Annotated in this window: 14 protein-coding genes and 1 pseudogene; 6 read left to right on the forward strand and 9 right to left on the reverse strand. The window is 69.6% G+C overall.

Going from position 1 to position 20,349, the window contains the following annotated elements; translation table 11 throughout:
* Nucleotides 1-113: 113 nt before the first annotated feature.
* The 3 genes from ACFVXA_RS30750 to ACFVXA_RS30760 form a co-directional block, all read right to left on the reverse strand.
* The gene (locus ACFVXA_RS30750; protein WP_362022344.1) at nt 114-356 is read right to left on the reverse strand and encodes a DUF6458 family protein; all 243 of its coding nucleotides are present in this window, start codon (nt 354-356) and stop codon (nt 114-116) included.
* Nucleotides 357-438: 82 nt separating this feature from the next.
* Nucleotides 439-1,737 carry a M18 family aminopeptidase gene (locus ACFVXA_RS30755; RefSeq protein ID WP_362022341.1) on the reverse strand — a complete coding sequence of 433 codons (1,299 nt, stop codon included), beginning with the start codon at nt 1,735-1,737 and terminating at the stop codon, nt 439-441.
* 164 nt (nt 1,738-1,901) lie between these two features.
* Nucleotides 1,902-3,728: an acyl-CoA dehydrogenase gene (locus tag ACFVXA_RS30760; protein WP_389938314.1), complete on the reverse strand. Its 1,827-nt coding sequence runs from the start codon at nt 3,726-3,728 to the stop codon at nt 1,902-1,904.
* 143 nt (nt 3,729-3,871) lie between these two features.
* Between ACFVXA_RS30760 and ACFVXA_RS30765 the strand changes: the two genes are divergently transcribed.
* The 4 genes from ACFVXA_RS30765 to ACFVXA_RS30780 all read left to right on the forward strand — a co-directional run bounded on the left by ACFVXA_RS30765 (nt 3,872) and on the right by ACFVXA_RS30780 (nt 7,799).
* Entirely contained in the window at nt 3,872-4,363 is a 492-nt protein-coding gene (locus ACFVXA_RS30765) for an SseB family protein (protein WP_362022335.1), read from the forward strand.
* 118 nt (nt 4,364-4,481) lie between these two features.
* Nucleotides 4,482-5,453 carry a pirin family protein gene (locus ACFVXA_RS30770; protein WP_362022332.1) on the forward strand — a complete coding sequence of 324 codons (972 nt, stop codon included), beginning with the start codon at nt 4,482-4,484 and terminating at the stop codon, nt 5,451-5,453.
* A gap of 264 nt (nt 5,454-5,717) precedes the next feature.
* On the forward strand, nt 5,718-6,506 hold the full coding sequence (locus ACFVXA_RS30775; RefSeq protein WP_390027807.1) for a VOC family protein: 789 nt from the start codon (nt 5,718-5,720) through the stop codon (nt 6,504-6,506).
* A gap of 243 nt (nt 6,507-6,749) precedes the next feature.
* Nucleotides 6,750-7,799 carry an AI-2E family transporter gene (locus ACFVXA_RS30780; RefSeq protein ID WP_384400793.1) on the forward strand — a complete coding sequence of 350 codons (1,050 nt, stop codon included), beginning with the start codon at nt 6,750-6,752 and terminating at the stop codon, nt 7,797-7,799.
* Here the strand turns inward: ACFVXA_RS30780 and ACFVXA_RS30785 are convergent.
* A complete protein-coding gene (locus tag ACFVXA_RS30785; protein ID WP_390027810.1) occupies nt 7,766-9,934 on the reverse strand; it encodes a SpoIIE family protein phosphatase in 2,169 nt (722 codons plus the stop codon). The two genes, ACFVXA_RS30780 and ACFVXA_RS30785, sit on opposite strands and share 34 nt — an antisense overlap.
* A gap of 180 nt (nt 9,935-10,114) precedes the next feature.
* Between ACFVXA_RS30785 and aspS the strand changes: the two genes are divergently transcribed.
* Nucleotides 10,115-11,878, forward strand: a complete 1,764-nt coding sequence (gene aspS, locus ACFVXA_RS30790) for an aspartate--tRNA ligase (RefSeq protein WP_384400799.1) — start codon at nt 10,115-10,117, stop codon at nt 11,876-11,878.
* A gap of 154 nt (nt 11,879-12,032) precedes the next feature.
* Nucleotides 12,033-12,962 carry an intradiol ring-cleavage dioxygenase gene (locus ACFVXA_RS30795; RefSeq protein ID WP_389938311.1) on the forward strand — a complete coding sequence of 310 codons (930 nt, stop codon included), beginning with the start codon at nt 12,033-12,035 and terminating at the stop codon, nt 12,960-12,962.
* Nucleotides 12,963-13,043: 81 nt separating this feature from the next.
* Here the strand turns inward: ACFVXA_RS30795 and ACFVXA_RS30800 are convergent, their stop codons facing one another.
* The 5 genes and pseudogenes from ACFVXA_RS30800 to metG form a co-directional block, all read right to left on the reverse strand.
* A complete protein-coding gene (locus ACFVXA_RS30800) occupies nt 13,044-13,979 on the reverse strand; it encodes a hypothetical protein (protein ID WP_384022177.1) in 936 nt (311 codons plus the stop codon).
* 311 nt (nt 13,980-14,290) lie between these two features.
* A complete protein-coding gene (locus ACFVXA_RS30805) occupies nt 14,291-14,773 on the reverse strand; it encodes a hypothetical protein (protein ID WP_390027812.1) in 483 nt (160 codons plus the stop codon).
* A gap of 179 nt (nt 14,774-14,952) precedes the next feature.
* Nucleotides 14,953-18,168, reverse strand: a complete 3,216-nt coding sequence (locus tag ACFVXA_RS30810; protein WP_390027814.1) for an FG-GAP repeat domain-containing protein — start codon at nt 18,166-18,168, stop codon at nt 14,953-14,955.
* 138 nt (nt 18,169-18,306) lie between these two features.
* Nucleotides 18,307-18,594: pseudogene (locus ACFVXA_RS30815) on the reverse strand (PH domain-containing protein); the annotation flags it as partial.
* A 29-nt stretch (nt 18,595-18,623) separates the two neighbouring features.
* Entirely contained in the window at nt 18,624-20,339 is a 1,716-nt protein-coding gene (metG, locus tag ACFVXA_RS30820) for a methionine--tRNA ligase (RefSeq protein WP_383744465.1), read from the reverse strand.
* Nucleotides 20,340-20,349 lie beyond the last annotated feature (10 nt).

A 20,349-nucleotide genomic window follows, 5' to 3' on the forward strand; every position in this document is an offset into this window, starting at 1 on the left:
GTACGGGCTTTCGCGCCGCGTTCGGGCTTCCCTGCCGGTCCGGTTCGCGGCCGTCCGGTTTTACGCCGTAGCCATCGCTCCGGTTCTACGCGCCGTAGCCGCCGCTCCGGCTCTTACGCGCCGTATCCGTCGCTGTACCCGCCCCGGTGGTGTCGCTCCTCTTCGACCACCGGGGCGGACGGCACGACCACCCGCCTGCGTCGGGCGATGGAGCTGAACGTCGCCACACCGATCAGTCCGACGATCATGAAGATCACGCCGACCAGGTGGAGGTTGACCCCCTGCATGTTCCAGTCGGTCGCGAACGTGAGGATCGCCCCTGCGGCGATCAGGATGATGCATCCGCCCAGGCCCATGGGTGTCGCCTCCTTGTAGTAGCAACTCGGCGTTGTGCCGGGCCCGACCCGGGTACCCTGCCGGGCCCCGGACATGCGGGGGCTATCCCTCCAGAAACGCCACCAGCGCGTTGGCCAGCAGGAACGGGTCGTCGGCGCCACAGAGTTCGCGGGCGCTGTGCATCGAGAGGATGGCCACGCCGATGTCGACGGTCTTGATGCCGTGGCGGGCCGCGGTGATGGGGCCGATGGTGGTGCCGCAGGGCATGGAGTTGTTGGAGACGAAGGACTGGAAGGGCACGCCGGCCTTCGCGCAGGCGGCGGCGAAGACGGCGCGGCCCGAACCGTCCGTGGCGTAGCGGTTGTTGACGTTCACCTTGAGGATGGGGCCGCCGTTGGCGCGCGGGTGGTGCGTCGGGTCGTGCCGCTCGGCGTAGTTGGGGTGGACGGCGTGGCCGGTGTCGGAGGACAGACAGACCGTGCCGGCGAAGGCGCGGGCCCGGTCCTCGTACGAGCCGCCGCGCGCGAACACCGAGCGCTCCAGGACGTTGCCGAGCAGCGGCCCGTCGGCGCCGGTGTCGCTCTGCGAGCCGTTCTCCTCGTGGTCGAAGGCGGCGAGCACGGGGATGTACGGGAGTCCGGCGTCGTCGCCCGTGGCCACCGCGACCAGCGCCGCCGTCCCCGCGTGCAGGGAGAGCAGGTTGTCCATGCGCGGGCCGGCCAGGAGTTCCTTGTCCCGCCCCAGGTAGGAGGGCCGTTCGACGGAGTGGGTCATCAGGTCCCAGCCGGTGACCTCGCCGGCGGCCAGCCCCAGCTCCTCCTCCAGGAAGGCGATCAGATCGCCCTCACGGGGATCGCCGAGCCCCCAGATGGGCTGGAGGTGCCGCTGCTTGTCGAGCTTGAGCCCTTCGGTGCTGACGGAACGGTCCAGGTGGACGGCGAGCTGGGGGACGCGCAGCAGGGCGCGGTCGATGTTCACCAGACGGGTCGAGCCGTCCCGCAGCGACAGGCGTCCGGCGAGGCCCAGATCGCGGTCCAGCCAGGAGTTCAGCAGCGGTCCGCCGTAGATCTCCACGGCCACCTGCCGCCAGCCGTGCGCACCGCTGTCCGGCAGCGGCTTCACCCGGAGGTTCGGGGAGTCGGTGTGGGCGCCCACGATCCGGAACGGGGTGTGCGCCTCGGCACCCCGAGGCACGTACCAGGCGACGATCGCACCCCCGCGCAGTACGTACTTGCCGCCGGTCGTGCCCTCCCAGGCGTCGGTCTCGGCGACCTGACGGAACCCGGCCTTCTCCAGCCGCTCGGCGGCGTTCGCCACCGCGTGGTACGGCGTCGGGCTCGCCGCCAGGAAGGACATGAGGTCGTCGGTGTGGCCGCGATCGAAGCGGGAGGGTGCGCGCATGGGTTCACCTTAACGACGCCTAAAGGCCCGCTCCCCATGGATGGGAGCGGGCCCTCGTAAGGGGGATGTGAAGGGCGGACACCTGACCGGAAGGACAGTTCTGGTTCGGTGTGACTCCGCTTTCGAGTGTCCCTCGAAGGGGCTCTGGAGGCCCCGTGGAGGGGTTAGAACGCCGCCTCGTCCAGCTCCATCAGGCCCAGGTCAACGCCCTCGGCGAGCTTGCGCGCGCCCGTGACGCCCGGCAGGACGTTCGCGGCGAAGAACTTCGCGGCCGCGATCTTGCCGGTGTAGAAGGGCTTGTCCTTGGCGGAGGCCGTCTCCAGCTTCTCGGCGGCCACGGCCGCACCGCGCAGCAGCAGGTAACCGACGACCACGTCACCGGAGGCCATCAGCAGCCGGGTCGTGTTCAGACCGACCTTGTAAATGTTCTTGACGTCCTGCTCGGTCGCCGCGAGGTCCGTGAGCATCAGGCCGACGATGGCCTCCAGCTCGACAGCGGCCTTGGCGAGCTGCTCGCGGGCGCCGGACAGCTCCTCGCCGCCGGTGCCGAGCGCCAGGAACGTCTTGATGTCCTCGGCGAGGGAGTTCAGCGCGGCGCCCTGGTTGCGGACGATCTTCCGGAAGAAGAAGTCCTGGCCCTGGATCGCGGTGGTGCCCTCGTACAGGGTGTCGATCTTGGCGTCGCGGATGTACTGCTCGATCGGGTACTCCTGGAGGAACCCGGAGCCGCCGAAGGTCTGCAGCGACTGCGCGAGCTGCTCGTAGCCCTTCTCGGAGCCGTAGCCCTTCACGATCGGCAGGAGCAGGTCGTTGAGCGCGTGCAGGTCGCTGACGTCCTCGCCCGCGGCCGTCTTCACGGCGATCTCGTCCTGGACGGCCGCCGTGTGCAGCACCAGGGCGCGCATGCCCTCCGCGTACGCCTTCTGCGTCATCAGCGAGCGGCGCACGTCCGGGTGGTGCGTGATGGTGACCTTGGGCGCGGCCTTGTCCATGAAGTTCGCGAGGTCGGGGCCCTGGACGCGCTCCTTGGCGTACTCCAGGGCGTTCAGGTAGCCCGTGGACAGCGTGGAGATGGCCTTCGTGCCGACCATCATCCGGGCGAACTCGATGATCCGGAACATCTGGCGGATGCCGTCGTGCTTGTCGCCGATCAGCCAGCCCTTGGCGGGGTGGCGGTCGCCGAAGGTCATCTCGCAGGTGTTGGAGGCCTTGAGGCCCATCTTGTGCTCGACGTTGGTGGCGTAGGCGCCGTTGCGCTCGCCCAGCTCGCCGGTCTCGAAGTCGAAGAGGTACTTCGGGACGAGGAAGAGGGACAGCCCCTTGGTGCCGGGGCCGGCACCCTCGGGCCTGGCCAGCACGTAGTGAAGGATGTTCTCCTCCATGTCGTGCTCACCGGAGGTGATGAAGCGCTTCACGCCCTCGATGTGCCAGGAGCCGTCCTCCTGCTGGATCGCCTTGGTGCGGCCGGCGCCCACGTCCGAACCCGCGTCGGGCTCGGTGAGGACCATGGTCGAACCCCAGGTCTTCTCGACCGCGATCTGGGCGATCTTCTTCTGGACCTCGTTGCCCTCGTCGTAGAGGATGCCGGCGAAGGCGGGGCCGGACGAGTACATCCAGACCGCCGGGTTCGAGCCGAGGATCAGCTCCGCGTACGACCAGATCAGGGACGGCGGGGCGGTGGTGCCGCCGATCTCCTCGGGCAGACCGAGCCGCCAGTACTCGGAGTCCATGAAGGCCTTGTACGACTTCTTGAAGGACGCGGGTACGGGCGCGGTGTTGGTCTCCGGGTCGAAGACCGGGGGGTTGCGGTCGGCGTCCGCGAAGGACGCGGCCAGCTCGTTCTCCGAGAGGCGGGTCAGCTCCTCCAGGATGCTCTTGGCGGTGTCCGTGTCCATCTCCGCGAACGGGCCGGTGCCGTACAGCTTGTCGCGCCCGAGCACCTCGAAGAGGTTGAACTCGATGTCGCGGAGATTCGACTTGTAGTGCCCCATGGCGACGGCTCCGTTAAGGGATCGGCGAGGCACTGGCTCCTCGCATCTAGTTCACGTACCAACAAGTAGTTCCGATGATGCTACCCGTCAGTAATAAGAATCAACCCCTGATGGTCCATATGTGGCCCACTACTCTTTGGGGCATGTACGGCTACGACCAGAACGCGGGCGCACAGCAGGGGTACGCCCAGCCCCAGCAGCAGATGCCCGGGCAGATGCCGGGCGGCCAGATGCCCGGCGGTTACGGCCAGCAGGCGCCGCTCTACCCGGAGCCGTCGCCGCCGTCCCTCGCGGACGCCGTCCGCGCGTTCACCACGGGGTCGATGTCCGCGGAGGACTTCCAGCAGGTCTTCGCGACGTCCAAGGTGTACTGCCCGCGCGGTGACAACCCCGGCTTCCTCGCGCTGCACAACACCCAGCAGCCGGTGATCCCCATGTTCACCTCGCTCAAGGAGCTGCGCCGCTACGCCGGCAAGGAGTCCAAGTACTTCGTGATCACCGGCGCCGAGGTGATCGACCTGCTGCCGACCGGCTACGGCTTCGTCCTCGACATGGAGGGCGAACACCGGATGGTCTTCGACGCGAAGGCCGTGGAGCAGATGGTGGACTTCGCGATGCGCCGTATGTACGGATAGGCCTTCGCCCTCGTACGACATCCCGGACGCCCGGAGGGAATTCCCTCCGGGCGTCCGTCGTTACGGGTGGCAGAAAGTTCAATGCTCAACTAAACTCAGTGCACAAGGAGGTACGGACATGCCTGCAGTGACCGTCGAGAACCCGTTGGCCCTGCCCCGTGTGGTGGCACCGGCCGACGCCGTGGCCCGTCCCGTTCTCGCCGTGACGACCGCGCCGAGCGGCTTCGAGGGCGAGGGCTTCCCGGTGCGCCGTGCGTTCGCCGGGATCAACTACAAGTACCTGGACCCGTTCATCATGATGGACCAGATGGGCGAGGTGGAGTACGCGCCGGGAGAGCCCAAGGGCACCCCTTGGCACCCGCACCGCGGCTTCGAGACGGTGACGTACATCATCGACGGGATCTTCGACCACCAGGACTCCAACGGTGGTGGCGGCACGATCACCAACGGTGACACCCAGTGGATGACCGCGGGCTCGGGCCTGCTGCACATCGAGGCGCCGCCGGAGGCGCTCGTCATGTCCGGTGGCCTCTTCCACGGCCTCCAGCTGTGGGTGAACCTCCCGGCCAAGGACAAGATGATGGCCCCGAGGTACCAGGACATCCGCGGTGGCACGGTCCAGCTGCTGAGCACCCCGGACGGCGGCGCGCTGCTGCGCGTCATCGCCGGTGAGCTCGATGGTCACCAGGGTCCGGGCATAACGCACACGCCGATCACCATGGTCCACGCGACCCTGGCGCCCGGCGCCGAGATCACGCTCCCGTGGCGGGAGGACTTCAACGGTCTCGCCTACGTCCTCGCCGGGCGCGGCAGCGTCGGTACGGACCGTCGTCCGGTCCACACCGGCCAGACCGCCGTCTTCGGCGCCGGCTCCTCGCTGACCGTCCGCGCGGACGAGCAGCAGGACTCGCACACGCCGGACCTGGAGGTCGTGCTGCTCGGCGGCCAGCCGATCCGTGAGCCCATGGCCCACTACGGGCCCTTCGTGATGAACACCCGCGAGGAGCTCCAGCAGGCCTTCGAGGACTTCCAGAAGGGCCGGCTCGGGACCATTCCCGCCGTGCACGGGATGTCCGAGGGCGGCCTGTAAGGAGGCGGGCGGCGGTGCCGCAGGCCCGCGCCGTGTGAGGTGTGACTGAGTACGGGAGGCCCCGTCCGTCGCCGCGGACGGGGCCCTTCCATGCGCGCGTGCTGTTCGGCATGCCCGCCCGGGGCTCGACCGGTAGCTTGTCGGGCAGACGTGTCGGCGGGGTCACCGCATCCCGGTTCGTCCGGGGCGCTGCACCCCGGTCGCTCCGGGCCACCGCATCCCGGTTCGTCCGGGCCACCGCAACTCACCTGCTAGGAGCGCCCCATGCTCACCTCGACGAATGTTCCGGGCGGCCTGAACTGGCTCGACCTCGGGACACCGGACATCGACGCGGCCGTCGCCTTCTACGAGGGCACGTTCGGCTGGCGGTTCCAGTCCGCGGGACCGGAGGCCGGGGGCTACGGCTTTCTGCAGAAGGACGGCAAGACCCTGGCCGCCGTCGGCCCGCTGACCGAGGAGGGGGCGTCGTCCGCCTGGACGGTCTACTTCCGTACCCAGGACGCCGACGCCACCGCGAAAGCGGTGGAACAGGCCGGCGGCTCGGTCCGCTTCCCGCCCTCGGACGTGTTCACCGAGGGGCGGATGGCCGGCTTCACGGACCCCACGGGCGCCGAGTTCGCGGTGTGGGAACCCCGGGACATGGACGGTCTGGAGGTCGTCAACGAGCCGGGCACCGTCAGCTGGATCGAGCTCTACACCACGAACGCCGCGGCGGCGAAGGACTTCTACCGCACGGTCCTGTCGTGGGAGACACGCGACATGCCCATGGGCCCGGACATCGTCTACGCCATCGCCGGGCCCGCGGGCGGCGGCGAGACGACCATGCACGGCGGCATCATGCAGCTCCCGGAAGAGAACGTGCAGCGGGGGTCGACCTCCGAATGGCACCCGTACTTCGAGGTCGAGGACTGTGACGCCGTGGTGGCCAGGGCCCAGGAACTGGGAGCCACGGTCATCATCCCCGCCGTCGACGCCGAGGGCGTCGGACGCCTCGCCATGTTCCTGGACCCGTTCGGTGCGCCGTTCGCCGTCATCACCAGCGCCACCGCCTGAACCGAGCCGGCGTCCGGCCTCCGAGCCGGTGTCCGGCCTGAGCTGAGCCGACACCACTGCCTGAACCGAGCCGGCGTCCGGCCTCCAGCCCGGTGTCCGGCCTGAGCCGAGCCCGCACCACCGCCTGAGCCGAGCCGGCCTCACGGTCCGGACCGCGGCCCGTACAGCGGATCTCTGACGCTGCGTCACCCGGGCGGGCCCTCCCCACAGGACGGTCCGTCCGGCGCGTGTTGGGCTGGAAGCGTGCAGCTACTTCCCGAAGGTGCCCGACGGCTGGCCGCGTGGTGCGTCGTGGTCCTGCTCGTCGCCGGCGTCGTGTGGGTCGGGATCCGGCTGTGCGGGGAGTTCCGTACCGCGGTGGTGCCGGTGCTGCTCGCGCTGCTCGGGACCGCGCTGCTCGGGCCGCTGTACCGGCAGCTGGTGAAGGTGAGGGTCAACCCGTCGCTCGCGGCCGGACTCACCTGTGTCGCCGTGGTCGTGGTGGTCGGGGGCGCCGTCTACATCGTGGTCGCCGCGCTCATCGACACCGGCCACGAGATCGTCTCCTCGCTCAAACAGGCCGCGAAGTCCGTCGCCGAGCACTTCGGGGCGGCGGGCACGTCGCTGGACGACCTCGCCACCAACTCCAAGGACCTGCTGACCAAGTTCGGCGGTACGGCCGCGTCCAACGTCATCAGTGGCGTGAGCGTCGTGGGCGAGTCCATCGCCATGGCCGTACTGGCGCTGCTGCTCGTCTTCTTCTTTCTGCGGGACTCGCACCGGGCGGCCGGCATGCTCAGATCGCTCGCGCCACGCGGCACCGCCGACACCGTCGAGGCCATGGCCCGCCGGGCCTTCGAGGCCGTCGAGGGGTTCATGCGCGGGACGACGCTCATCGCGCTCATCGACGCCCTGTGCATCACCGTCGGGCTGCTCATCCTGCGGGTGCCGGGCGCGCTCGGGCTCGGCGCGCTCGTCTTCGTCGGGGCGTACATCCCCTATCTCGGCGCGTTCCTCTCGGGCGCGGTGGCGGTGCTCGTCGCGCTCGCGGACCGGGGGTTCGTCATCGCGCTGTGGGCGCTGGGGGTCGTGCTCGCCGTGCAGGTCCTGGAGGGGCATGTGCTCCAGCCGGCGATCCAGAGCCGGACCGTGCAGATGCATCCGGCGGCGGTCATGCTGGCGATCACGGCGGGCGCGTCCGTCGCGGGCATCCTGGGCATGCTGCTCGCCGTCCCCCTCACGGCAGCCGCGTTCGGGGTCGTCTCCGAGCTGCGCACGCGTTACCCCTCGGCGGAGGGTTCGGCCGGCTCGTAGAACTCGAACCAGATGCTCTTGCCCTCGCCCCGCGGGTCGACGCCCCAGGAGTCGGCGAGGAGTTCGACGAGGACCAGGCCGCGTCCGGAGGAGGCGAGTTCGCCGGGGTGGCGCCGGTGCGGCAGGTCGTCGCTGGCGTCGGTGACCTCCACCCGCATCCGCCGCTTGCCCGGCTCGCCGGTCACCTCGGCCACGAGCAGCGCGTCGGCGTCGGTGTGCACGAGGACGTTGGTGACGATCTCGGAGACGAGGAGGACCGCGGAGTCCAGCTGGTCCTCGGAGGCCCAGTCGTGCAGCAGCTCGCGCAGTTGCTGGCGGCCGCCCGCGATCCGCTCGGGCTCGGCCTGCGCCACGGTCAGCATCGTGCGGCGCACGGTCGGCCGTACGGTCGTGACCGGGTCTCCGCAGCCGCAGCCCGGACCCTGCCGACACAGCAGCAGGACGGCTATGTCGTCCTCGCGCCGGTCGGCGAGCGGTCCGGTGGTGTGGTGCGAGGAGGGCCCGTGCACGGCCTGGACCAGGGCGTCGGCCAGCGTCTCCATGTCGCCGGCGTGGGATTCGAGGATCTTGCGGATGCGCCGCCAGCCGGTGTCGAGGTCGTGGCCGCCGGTCTCGATGAGCCCGTCGGTGCAGATCAGCATGGTCTCGGCGGGCTCCAGGACGAGCCGGGTCGTCGGATAGTCGGCGTCCGGGTCGATGCCGAGGGGCAGCCCGCCCGCCGTCGGCCGCATCAGCACCGTCCCGTCCGCCATGCGTATCGCGGGGTCCGGATGCCCGGCGCGGGCGATGTCGAGCGTCCCGGTCGCCGGGTCGACCTCCACGTACAGGCAGGTCGCGAAGCGGAGGTCGCCGCTCTCGCCATGGCCGGCGTCCTGGTCTGCGCCGCTCGACCCGTACGTCACCGACTCCGTGATCCCGTACAGGAAGCGCGAGGCCCGGGACAGCACCGCGTCCGGGCGGTGGCCCTCGGAGGCGTAGGCGCGCAGCGCGATGCGGAGCTGGCCCATCAGCCCGGCGGCGCGGACGTCATGCCCCTGGACGTCGCCGATGACCAGGGCGAAGCGGCCGGTGGGCAGCGGGATCATGTCGTACCAGTCGCCGCCGACCTGGAGGCCACCGCCGGTCGGCACATAGCGGGCGGCGACGTTCATGCCCGGTATGCGAGGGCCCAGGGTGGGCATCATCGAGCGCTGGAGGCCGTCGGTCAGCTCCCGCTCGGTCTCGGCGGCCCCGGCGCGCGAAAGGGCCTGCGCGAGCATGCGGGCGACGGTGGTGAGGACCGAGCGCTCATCGGGGGTGAAGCTGACGGGGTACGTGAAGGCCGCCATCCACGCGCCCATGGTGCGGCCCGCGACGGTGAGCGGCAGGAACGCCCAGGACTGCCGGCCGAAGGTCTGGGCCAGCGGCCAGGAGGCCGGGTAGCGCTCTTTGTACTCCTCGGGGGAGGAGAGATAGACGGCACGGCCCGTACGGACGACTTCCGCGGCCGGGTAGTCCGTGGCCAGGGACATGTGCGAGAAAGGGCCCTCGGCCCCCGGCTGGTGCCCGTGGTGGCCGATGATCGTCAGCCGGTCGCCCTCCGCGCCGAAGACGGCGAGCCCGTCCGGCGAGAACCCGGGCATCGAGAGGCCTGCCGCGACCCGCAGCACCTCCGTCGTGGAGCGTGCCTCGGCCAGTGCCCGGCCCGCGTCCAGCAGGAACGCCTCGCGCGAGCGGCGCCAGTCCCCGGTGACGGGGGTGCGCGCGGCGGCGCCCGGCGGCTGCTCGCTGACCTCCTGGAGGGTGCCGATCAGCTCGTACTGGCCGCTCTCCGGGTCGACGATCGGCTTGGAGCGGCTGCGGACGGTGCGGATCACCCGGCCGTGCTCGTCCATGATCCGCATCCGGGCCTCGGCGAGGGTGCCCTCGGCGACGGCGAGCTGCACGACGCCGTCGATCTCGTTCCAGTCGACGGGATGGAAATGGGAGCGCGCGCCCGCCTCGGTGAGCGTGGCCGGCTCCGCGGGCAGACCGATGAGTCGGGCGGCCTCGGCATCGAGCGTGACCAGGCCCGTCGCGTTGTTCCAGCGCCACAGGCCGGTGGCGAGGGCGGCCAGGACGTCCCCCACGGCGGGCAGGGGCTCACCAGTGCGCATGGCCCCACTGTAAGAAGAGGTGATCGGTAGCTGCCACCGAGAGTATGGGGGGTTGCGATCTTGGGGTGGCCGGTACCCTTGGGGGGTCCGGGCCTCGGCCCCGGCGTTTCACGTGAAACAGACCCGGGTGAGCAGATCCGGATCATCAGACCCCAATCCGCGAAGACTGGATGAACGACGATGCATCGGTACAGGTCCCACACCTGCGGCGAGCTCCGCGCCTCTGACGTCGAAAGCGACGTCCGGCTGAGCGGCTGGCTGCACAATCGCCGAGACCTGGGTGGCATCCTCTTCATCGATCTGCGCGACCACTACGGCATCACGCAGCTGGTCGCACGCCCCGGCACGCCCGCCTACGAGGCCCTCGACAAGGTCTCCAAGGAGTCGACGGTCCGCGTCGACGGCAAGGTCGTCTCGCGCGGCGCGGAGAACGTGAACCCGGACCTGCCCACCGGCGAGATCGAGGTCGAGGTGAGCGAGGTGGAGCTCCTGGGCGCCGCCCAGCCGCTCCCCTTCACGATCAACGCCGAGGACGGGGTCAACGAGGAGCGGCGCCTGGAGTACCGCTTCCTCGACCTGCGCCGGGAGCGCATGCACCGCAACATCATGCTGCGTACGGCTGTGATCTCCGCGATCCGTCACAAGATGACGGCGCTGGGCTTCAACGAGATGGCGACCCCGATCCTGTCCGCGACCTCCCCCGAGGGCGCGCGTGACTTCGTGGTCCCCTCCCGCCTGAACCCGGGCAAGTTCTACGCCCTCCCGCAGGCCCCGCAGCAGTTCAAGCAGCTGCTGATGATCTCCGGCTTCGACCGCTACTTCCAGATCGCGCCCTGCTTCCGCGACGAGGACGCGCGGGCGGACCGCTCGCCGGGCGAGTTCTACCAGCTCGACGTCGAGATGAGCTTCGTGGAGCAGGAAGACGTCTTCCAGCCCATCGAGAAGCTCATGACCGAGCTGTTCGAGGAGTTCGGGAACGGCCGTCACGTGACGTCCCCCTTCCCGCGCATCCCGTTCCGCGAGGCGATGCTGAAGTACGGCTCCGACAAGCCGGACCTGCGCGCCAAGCTGGAGCTCGTCGACATCACCGACGTCTTCGAGGGCTCGGAGTTCAAGGCGTTCGCGGGCAAGCACGTCCGCGCGCTGCCGGTGCCGGACGTGGCGTCGCAGCCCCGGAAGTTCTTCGACCAGCTCGGTGACTTCGCGGTCACGCTCGGCGCGAAGGGCCTGGCCTGGGTCCGGGTCGCCGAGGACGGCTCGCTGACGGGCCCGATCGCGAAGTTCCTGACGGAGGAGAACGTCGCGGAGCTGACCAAGCGTCTGTCGCTGGCCCCCGGCCACGCGGTGTTCTTCGGCGCGGGCGAGTTCGACGAGGTCTCGAAGATCATGGGCGCGGTGCGGGTCGAGGCCGCCAAGCGTGCCGGCCACTTCGAGGAGAACGTCTTCCGCTTCTGCTGGATCGTCGACTTCCCGATGTACGAGAAGGACGAGGACACCGGGAAGATCGACTTCTCGCACAACCCGTTCTCGATGCCGCAGGGCGGCCTGGAGGCCCTGGAGACCCAGGACCCGCTGGACATCCTGGGCTGGCAGTACGACATCGTCTGCAACGGCGTCGAGCTGTCCTCCGGCGCGATCCGGAACCACGAGCCCGAGATCATGCTCAAGGCCTTCGAGATCGCGGGCTACGACCGTGAGACGGTCGAGGAGCAGTTCGCCGGCATGCTGCGCGCCTTCCGCTTCGGCGCCCCGCCGCACGGCGGCATCGCCCCGGGCGTCGACCGCATCGTCATGCTGCTCGCGGACGAGCCGAACATCCGCGAGACCATCGCGTTCCCGCTCAACGGCAACGCGCAGGACCTGATGATGGGCGCGCCGACGGAGCTCGACGAGACGCGTCTGCGGGAGCTGCACATCTCCGTACGGAAGCCGCAGCCGAAGTAGGCCCTGTACGTGGGAGTGGCTCGGAACCTACGCCGGTTCCGAGCCACTTGTGCGTGAGCACGCAAAACCACAGTCCTTACCCACGTCCGTCACAGGTGCCGTCCCTACCGTCCGGCCCATGACTGAGACCCAAGGACCGGCACACAAACGGAACATGACCCGACGCAAGGTCGTCGTCGCAGGTGGAGCGGCCGTCGCGGCCGTGGGCGTGGGCGGCGGTATCGCCGTGAGCGCGTTCGCGGGCGAGACGAGCACGGACACCTCGACGTCATCGTCAGCGTCATCGACGTCGAGCGCCGAGACGTGTTACAAGCTCACCTCGGAGACCACCGAGGGCCCGTACTACATCGACGCGGACAAGATCCGCCAGGACATCACCGAGGACCAGGAGGGCATCCCCCTGACCCTCAAGCTCAAGGTGATCGACGCGGACACCTGCAAGCCCGTGAAGGACGCGGCCGTCGACATCTGGCACTGCACGGCGCTGGGCGTGTACTCCGGCTACGAGGCGATGGGCAGCGGCGGTGGCGGTGGCACCCCGCCGTCCGGCTCGCCCTCCGACGCCCCCTCGGGCACGCCCACGGGCGAGCCCCCGTCCGGCGCGCCCTCCGGCGGCACCGGTGGGGGCCACTCGGAGCCCACCGACGACGAGCGCTACCTGCGCGGCACCGGGAAGACCGACAAGCACGGCTACGTCACCTTCCAGACGGTCTTCCCGGGCTGGTACCAGGGCCGCTGCGTGCACATCCATGTGAAGGTCCACGTGGACGGCGAGTGGACCTCCGCCGGCTACGAGGGCGGCCACACCTGCCACACCGGCCAGCTCTTCTTCGCCGAGAAGGCGGTCCTGGCTTCGGCGGAGGTGTCCCCGTACTCCACGAACGCCACCACCCGTACGACCCTCACCGAGGACACGATCTACCCCCAGAACGGCCACGAGGGCGGTCTCCTCCACCTCACGTACGACAAGAAGCACATCGCCAAGGGCGTCCACGCCCACCTGACGATGGGCGTCGCCCCGGACGAGACCCACGACAGCACGGACACCCAGCCGACCGCGTCGGCCTCGGCGTCGGCGTCGTAGCGCCCCGTACGCACGAAGGGCCCGGAACTCCACTGGCTCCGGGCCCTTTCGCCATGCCTCGACGCTGCGTCCCGGTGAGGGTCAGGCCTGGTCCTGGTCGGTTTCCGGCTCCTCGGCGAACAAGGCCTCGGCAGTGGTGGCCGTCAGCGCGCGGTCGAACCAGAGGGCGAGGGTGTCGAGGTCGGTGCAGGAGGTGATGCGGTCGCGGGTGTCCTCGGAGACGGGGATGCCGTGCTTGTCCAGCACACGCAGAATCAGCGAGGCCCGATCTTCGGCCTTGCCTTCGGCCTTTCCTTCGGCCTTTCCTTCGGCCTTGCCTTCGAGGTACGCCGTCTCGCGAACGGTGCCCCGGCCGGGGAAGTAGCTGACGAAACTCAAGATTTCCCTCCACTTGTCTCCGGCGGGGGTGGCCCCCAGACCGACTTCCACAAACTCGTAGTAGTACTCGGCGGACTCCCCGTCCATTGACTGGAGCACGCGGGCCAGTGGATCCAGTATGGCTGTGCCCTCCGTGCTGCGGCCGTGTACGACAGCGGAAAAGGCCGCCATCGCGACGTTCTCCGCCACGACCCTCCGTTCCGTGATCACCGGTAGGTTGTCCGGCCCGACGACCAGGGGGTTTGTGGTCTGTGCGGTCCAGCCCCGAGCCCCGCAGGAGAAGGGACCCGCCGCCCACTTCGCCGTGCCCCGGTCCTGGCAGACGACGAGCAGCAGTACCGGGAGGCGGTATTTCGCCCAGAGGTACGACACGTAGTACGCCCAGCTCGACTCCTTGTCCGCGTCCCGACGGCCCTGCGCCTCGATGGCGAGCAGGAAACCGTCTCCGTCGGACGGGCCGATCCGCAGCACACTGTCAACTCGGCGTTCGAGGGGGCGTAACTCCGTTGCGTCGGGAGTGAGTACGTCCACTGTTGCCTTCTCGGGCAGCGGGATGCCCAGGATTCCGAAGACAGGCGTGAGGATCTCCGGTCGCTCCTGGAAGATCCGGTGCGAGGCCTCGTGAGCTGATGTGACCATGTGGGCAACCTAGGTGGATCAAGGGCCGGGGCGTCCGGGCGATTTAGAACGTTCACTCCTTCGAGACGGGAAGGAACGTTCACGCCGCCCGTATCGGCGACCTTCCCACCGTGGGGGACACCGGCCCCCGTGGGCCGGCCGTGGAGGAGGGATGACGGCAACGACGCGGACCGACGCTCCTGGCGCCGTCGAGGGCAACGACGTGGAGCAGGGCGGACGATACGCGAAGATCGTCCGCGCCGAGATCCATCAAACTTTGGAGCGGACAACTCTCCACCAGAGTGGGCGAGTTGCCGACTGTGAAGGGTTGCTCAGGTGTCGTACGTGCCGTCCCACGGCTCGGCGAAGCCGAGGCGGTCCGGGTAGAGCTCGGCCCAGGCCTCGCCGTCGTCCTCTCCCGTAACCAGGCCGAACAGCACGCCGTCGACGGTGAGTTGGAAGGGACGGATCGCGATCTCCGTGTAGGAGCGGCGGGGGAGGCTGCGCAGGAGCTTCGCCAGGTGGACGCGGGCGCGGGAGAGCACCGAGTTGTCGCCGTGCGGGTCGCGCTGCTGCTCGGCCCAGGTGCCGGCACACCAGACCTCCGAGTCGCGGTAGCGCCCCTCGGCGTCGAAGGTGTGGAGCACCGTGTAGAGGCGCTTGTGCTCTTCCCAGCCGTCGTCGGGACGGAACCCTTCGGGGAAGGCGTACGTGATCGACGCCAGGAACTGACCGTCCGCGTACCGGCCGATGGTCTCGGTGCGGTGCTTCGGCTCGTAGGCGATCGGAATGACCTCGGGGACTGGGACTGCCATGGCGGAAACCATACGGGTGAGCGGGGACATGCCAGAAGCGGGGGCCACCCTCGGACCGGCTGCCGAGAGGGCCCGGGAAGTGTTCGTGCCGGCGTCGGCCGCGGCGTCGTGGTTGCCCGTACGACGACGAGGGCGCCCGGGACGTGCAGTCCCGGGCGCCCTACAGCAGGTGAGGTCCCTCAGGAGAGGGACTTGTATCCGCCCCACCCCGTCGCGATCGTCGTACGCGAACCGAACGACCCCTTGCCGTCCCCGCTGTTGCGGTACAGGTTGCCGTTGGTGTCCCGGGAGACCAGGTCGGCCTTGCCGTCGTCGGTGATGTCGCCGACGCCGACGACGGCGTTGTAGGAGCCACCCCAGTTGGTGAACAGCTTCACGCGGGCGGCGAAGGTGCCGTCGCCCTTGCCGTCGTATCGGTAGAGGGTGTTCGCGGTGTCCTGGGCGAGCAGGTCGGCCTTGCCGTCGCCCGTGATGTCCCCGACGCCGACGATCTTCTTGTAGCCCTTCCAGTTGTCGTAGAGCTTCACGCGGGCGGCGAGCTTGCCCTCGCTCGTGCCCTTGTAGAGGTAGACGGTCCCGGTCGACGCGCCCCGCGCGATGAGGTCCGGGCGGCCGTCGCCGCTCACGTCACCGGGCGAGGTGAGCGCGTTGTACTGGGTCCAGCCGCTGGTGGCGAGGGTCGTGTAGGACGTCGACGGCGTGACCGCCTTGCCGCAGCCCGGCTTGTACAGGCGGAGCGCCCCGCTGCTGTAGCGCACCAGGACGTCGTTGCAGCGGTCGCCGCTCAGGTCGCCGAAGGGGACCGCCGTGACGGTGGTGGACCAGCCGGTGCCGGTGTACTTCGAGTTGAACTTGCCCGTGCCGGTGCCGCTCTGGAAGGTGAGGCCGCCGGAGGAGTTCAGGGTCAGCAGGTCGCCGCGGCCGTCCGGGCCGTCGGGGCTGGTGAAGTCGTGGCGTACGGCGGCCCCCCGGGTGAGGAAGCCCTTGCCGGTGGCCACCGTGGTCGCGGTGGAGGTGCCGAGGCCCGTCGCCTTGAGGGTCCAGGTGAAGTGGCCGTTGGGGAAGTAACTCCCGCTCGCCGTCTTGCCGTTCCAGTTCGCCGACGTCCACGCCGAGGAGGCGCCGCCCGTCATGGTGCGGGTGGCCTTGCCGTTCGCGCCGCTCTGGATCGAGGTGAAGGTCAGGGACCAGGAGGTGACTGGGCGGGACAGCAGCCACCGGCCCTCGAAGGGCACGTTCGGGTCCACGTAGCCGCCGGCCGCCGTCTCGAAGGCCGTCACCGCGGACGGGGTGACGCCGGTGGTGGCGACGTGCGTCTGCTCGTACGTGTCGAACCACGCGACCAGACCCGTGTACTCGTCGACCGTCCAGCGGTAGCGGCGGTCGACGGCGAGCCCGCTGTCGGGCAGGCCGGAGGCGATCACGCGGGTGGTGCCAGTGGCCGCCTCGGTCAGGACCAGCCGGTCGGCGTCGTGGTCGTGGCGGACAGTGAAGCCGTCGCCGAGGAGAACGTCACCGGGGGTGACGGCCACGGACGTACGCGCCTTGGTGTCGTACACGCCCGCCGAGCTCGTGCCGCACGCCCAGTACACCCAGCGGCCCGCCGCCTGCAGCTCGCTCGGTACGCAGGCGAGATTCGGGACCGTCACGGTGGCGAGGGCCTTGTCGGTGGTGAGGCTGTACGAGGTGAGCCGGCCGGCGGTGGAGGTGGCGCTCCAGAGGATGGTGCCGTTCAGGGCGGCGGCGCGGATGGAGCGCTTCAGCTTCTGGCCCTGGCCGAACTCGCCGACGTACTGCATGGGGGTCGAGCCACCGGAGTTGTAGACGGCGTAGTCGTCGGAGACGTCGACGATCGCGCCGCCCTCGGTGCCGAACTCCAGGTCGGCCACGCCCGCGCCGTCGCCGATACGGGCCAGCCGGTCCGCGTGGCTCAGCCCGGTGCCGCCTTCGTCGCCGTCGTAGAACGTCTCCAGGTGGACGTCCCGGGGCTTGCCGTCGTAGTTGCCCCACATCGCCGAGCAGTCGGCTCCCGGGTACGGGCACACCGGGCCGATCGAGGATCCGTCCGTGGCGGCGGACACGGTCAGTTCGGTTCCGCCGTCGGTGGTGAGCGTGCGCAGCGAGGTGGTGTCCAGGGTGCTGCTGGGGTTCTCCTCCGCGATGCGCAGGCTGCCGCGGCTGAGCGCCAGACCGGTCTTGGGGTTCTCGTACGGCGCGACCTTGTACAGCTTCTTCAGCTGCGGGGTGCCGTCCGTGCCGGCGGTGATCCGGTGGATCCACCAATCGCTCGTGTTCGTGCCGCCCGTGATGAGGGCGCCGCCCTCGGGGGTGGCCAGCGGGGTGCCGAACGAGCGGCTCAGGAGTCTGCGGGTGGAGCCGTCGGTCAGCGAGACGGCGGTGACGGCGTCGGGTGCGGTCAGTACGACCCAGTCGCCGACGAGGACCGGGACAGGGGCGTCGACGGTCGTCACCTCGGGCACGACCACTGTCTCCGCGGCGGTGAAGTCGGTGCGGGGCTTGACGTGCAGACCGGAGCCGACCGTGTACCAGCCGACGCGGTCGTCGGTGAGGACCAGCTCCGGCGCGGCGTCCAGGCCGGTGAAGACCGGGGTGAGCTGACCGGTGGCGAAGTCGAGGTAGCTGACGGTGTACGTGTCGACGTCGCTGTTCGGGTCGTCGACGCCGTACGACAGCAGGAAGCCGTTCTCGTCACCAGTGCGCGGGACGCCCGAGCCCCTGGACCCGCCGGTCGGGTAGCCGCTCACCACGCGGTCGCGCTGCTTGCCGTCGACGAAGTCGACGAGGTGCAGCCAGTAGCCGTCCAGCTGTTGGCCGTCGACGACGCCGTTCCACTCGGTCGTGACGAGCGTGTTGCCGTACGTGCCCATGTAGTCGGCCGACTGCCGCAGGTCGACGGTCCTGAGCGCACTGCCGTCCGGGCTCCACAGCGACACCGGGTCGCCGTAGGTACGGTCCGGCAGGGCCACGGTGTCGGCGGACTGCCCGTACATGCCCGAGGCGCAGCGCATCGAGATGTCCCAGCAGGTGGTGGTGGTCGGCTTGTAAACCCCGGACGGGCCCTCGACCGTGACGGTCGTTCCGTCGTCGTAGTCCGTCCAGAGCAGCCCCGCGACACCGCCCTGCCGGTGCAGGAAGCCGGTCTCGCCCGCGGCGAGCAGCCGGTCGCTGCGGATGTTCGCGGTTCGCGGATCGTCCAGGACGATCTCCGTGGCCCCGGCCGCGGAATCGGCCGTGGCTGCCGTGGTGGCGGCCCGCGCGGCGCCGCCGCCGTCCTGCGTACCGGAGAACAAGGTGATGGATCCGGCCGCGACGGCGACCACGAGTGCGGAGACGAGGGCGGTCGGCCCGCCCCGTCTCAGGGCGTCTCTGCCCACGTGAAGTTTCCCTCCCCGCGAGGGTCCCCACCCTCGCACAAGTGTGCGGATGCTAGCAGGGGTTGGCGGGGTCATCGCGGGGAGGGTGCCGCGTCGTCGCAGATGGAGCCGGAACGCGCCGGGTCGCGGCGCGCGGCGCTACTTCGCCACGAACTGTGTGAGGATCGCCTGGACTTCGTAGATGCCGACGCCCTTGGTGAAGGTCTTCTCGGCGGGGGCCGCGGTGCCGGAGATCCAGATCTTGAGCTCGGCGTCGAGGTCGAAGGTGCCGGCGGTCTCCACAGAGAAGTGGGTGATGCTGCGGTACGGGATGGAGTGGTACTCCACCTTCTTGCCCGTGATGCCCTGCTTGTCGACGAGGATCAGGCGGCGGTCGGTGAACAGGATGGTGTCGCGTATCAGCAGGTACGCGGCGTGGACCTGCTCGTTCCCGGCCCTCGGTTGCGTGGCTGCCGCTACTCCGGGGCGCCGCCGAAGCGCTCCTTGTACGTCTCCAGGTCCTCGTCCGTGATCTTGGCGAAGAGAACCGGGGGGACCGTGAAGGGGGTACCGGCGGGGACCGAGTTCAGGGACTTCGCCTCGGCCGGCGTGACCCACGTCGCCGTGTCGTCCGGCAGCGCGAACGCCGAGCGCATCGCTCGGGACGACGCCGGGATGAAGGGCTCCGAGACCACCGAGTAGAGGTGGATCAGGTTCATCGCCGTACGCAGGGTCAGGGCCGCGCCCTCGGGGTTGGTCTTGATCTCCAGCCAGGGGGCCTTCTCCTCCAGGTAGGAGTTGCCCGCCGACCACAGGGCGCGCAGGGCGGCCGCCGCCTTGCGGAACTGGAGGGCCTCCATCTGGGTCTCGTACTCGGCCAGCAGGCTCGCGATCTCCTCGCCGAGCTTCGCCTCCGCCTCGCCGGCCTCCGCGCCCGCCGGGACCTCTTCCCCGAAGCGCTTCTTGGAGAAGGACAGGACGCGGTTGACGAAGTTGCCGAGGGTGTCGGCCAGGTCCTTGTTCACCGTGGCCGTGAAGTGCTCCCAGGTGAAGGACGAGTCGTCCGACTCGGGGGCGTTGGCGATCAGGAAGTAGCGCCAGTAGTCCGCGGGCAGGATGTCCAGCGCGTGGTCGGTGAAGACGCCGCGCTTCTGGGACGTGGAGAACTTCCCGCCGTAGTACGTCAGCCAGTTGAAGGCCTTGACGTAGTCGACCTTCTTCCAGGGCTCGCGCACGCCCAGCTCAGTGGCCGGGAACATCACGGTGTGGAAGGGCACGTTGTCCTTCGCCATGAACTCCGTGTAGCGCACGGTGTCATCGGCTTCGTACCACCAGGACTTCCAGTCGCGGTTCTCCGGGTCCTGGTCCGACCACTCCTTCGTCGCGCCGATGTACTCGATCGGGGCGTCGAACCAGACGTAGAAGACCTTGCCCTCGGCGGCCAGCTCCGGCCAGGTGTCGGCCGGGACCGGGACGCCCCAGTCCAGGTCACGGGTGATCGCGCGGTCGTGCAGGCCCTCGGTCAGCCACTTGCGGGCGATGGAGGAGGCGAGCTGCGGCCACTCCTCCTCGTGCCGGGCCACCCACTCCTCGACCTCGTGCTGGAGCTTCGACTGGAGGAGGAAGAGGTGCTTCGTCTCGCGGACCTCCAGGTCCGTCGAGCCGGAGATGGCCGAGCGCGGGTTGATCAGGTCGGTCGGGTCGAGGACGCGGGTGCAGTTCTCGCACTGGTCGCCGCGCGCCTTGTCGTAGCCGCAGTGGGGGCAGGTGCCCTCCACATAGCGGTCCGGGAGGAAGCGGCCGTCGGCAGGCGAGTACACCTGGCGGATGGCTCGCTCCTCGATGAAGCCGTTCTCGTTCAGGCGGCGGGCGAAGTGCTGGGTGATCTCGCGGTTCTGCGGGCTGGAGCTGCGGCCGAAGTAGTCGAAGGCCAGCTCGAAACCGTCGTACACCGCCTTCTGCGCGTCGTGCGCCTGTGCGCAGAACGCGTCGACCGGCAGGCCCTGCTCCTTCGCCGCCAGCTCGGCGGGGGTGCCGTGCTCGTCCGTCGCGCAGATGTAGAGGACGTCGTGGCCGCGCTGGCGGAGGTACCGGGAGTACACGTCCGCCGGGAGCATGGACCCCACCATGTTGCCCAGGTGCTTGATCCCGTTGATGTACGGAAGGGCGCTGGTGATGAGGTGTCGAGCCATCGCGGGCTGC

The sequence above is a fragment of the Streptomyces sp. NPDC058246 genome (assembly GCF_042881985.1).
In the GTDB taxonomy this organism is placed as follows: Bacteria; Actinomycetota; Actinomycetes; order Streptomycetales; family Streptomycetaceae; genus Streptomyces.